General features: G+C 38.7%; 1 protein-coding gene. It reads left to right on the forward strand.

Annotation, left to right across the window (positions count from 1 at the left end; translation table 11 throughout):
• Nucleotides 1-1,343: hypothetical protein (locus tag KDK19_RS11065; protein WP_257291963.1), on the forward strand; the 1,343-nt coding region annotated here is incomplete at its 5' end.
• Nucleotides 1,344-1,511 lie beyond the last annotated feature (168 nt).

Genomic DNA, 1,511 nt, shown 5'->3' on the forward strand with positions numbered 1-1,511 from the left:
AGACATTTCAATTCTTTGAAAGGATTCTTTTTGGAGATGGCTATTTTTCAGAATATGATCAGTTTATGAGATTTATCGATCGCTACAAGAAAGAACTGTTTGATGAGATAAGAAAGAATACTGTTGAATGTAATGAGTGCAAGAATGCCATTATTGCTGCCCTGAGAATTAATGATGAACTTAGAATGACTTTTAATAAAGAAGTCATGGCATCGAAATTTGAAAGACGCTGGTTAGATGCTCTTCATGATATGTTTGAAGAAAAGCCAGATGCAGCTGGACAGAGTATTCCACTTAACAACTCTATTGATCTCAAATTTGGTGAAGAGTTGGAATATGATTTGATTTCTAAAGCTGAACAATGGGGTGGGCCAAGTTACTATTATCTTGAGATAGTAAGAGCTCATATGGAAAGATTAGGAGCAAATGAGGCAAGCTGTGATTCTGGAAGCTTTACTTTTGATGGACACTTCTATGTGACTCCTTTTTTAGATTATAGGAAATGGCTTGAGTTTAATTGTACGCCTTACCATGATGGTGACGCCGATGCGAACAATGCTTTAGAAAAAGTTTTTGAATTGGTTGACTCAATGATTAAAGATGAACTCATAGATCATGCTTCTGGCCACAAACATGTTGATGCGCTCTCTGCTACGCACGGTAACCCTGCTGTTCTACTGGAATTACAGAGGGAGATTGAGAGCAATTCTTATCTACTCAGGGCATTCGGTAATAATGATCGAATTGTTAAGGATAATGAAAGTCAATGGTATAAATTGTTTTCTGATTATTCTGATATGAGAGAGTTAGCCATTGAACGGATAAATTGGATGATTGCCACGTATAACGAAAAGTTGGCTGCTTTCAATTATGAAGTCGTGAATGGCGATTGGCTAACGGATTCAGAAAAATTGGATAAGCTTAAACAGTTTGCAAAAATATATAGTCATTTTGTGCAAATGACCCCTTTGCAACAGATGTTCGGTGCAGCGGGTAATATGATGTTAGAAAAATATATGGCTATATCTTTGATGCATATTCCGGGATCCGAGGTGATCGATCCTTATGCCACAATAGAGTTTCGCTTTTTCCGTTGTCCTGAAAATATGCAGGAATTGAAACTGATTAATCAGTTTTTACAAGCCTGGTTCGAATATATCCATGACCGTCGAATGCGAAATGAGCCGATTGAGGTTGTACCTCATGGCGTCAAAGCCAGTGAAGATTATACTGCTGAAGAAGTTGTTCATCATACTATTCAATACTTGCAGAAACTGGGACTGAACCCCGATGACTATCAGAGCTTCCTGAATAAAGTATCAAAAGGATTTAGCAAACTTTGAACACAGCAGGGGCTGCTGCTTCACCTGTGTTGTAGAGGCAGGATCATTTTTTCTTATATCAGATGCAGCTTCCCCTAACCCCGTTGTTTATTACGTGCAGGGAGCACAAAGCTCCTTTTACGCAGATCACGGATGGGCAAAGGCACTTCAGGAGGCTCTCTAAGAAAA

The sequence above is a fragment of the Endozoicomonas sp. ONNA1 genome (assembly GCF_024606325.1).
In the GTDB taxonomy this organism is placed as follows: Bacteria; Pseudomonadota; Gammaproteobacteria; order Pseudomonadales; family Endozoicomonadaceae; genus Endozoicomonas_A.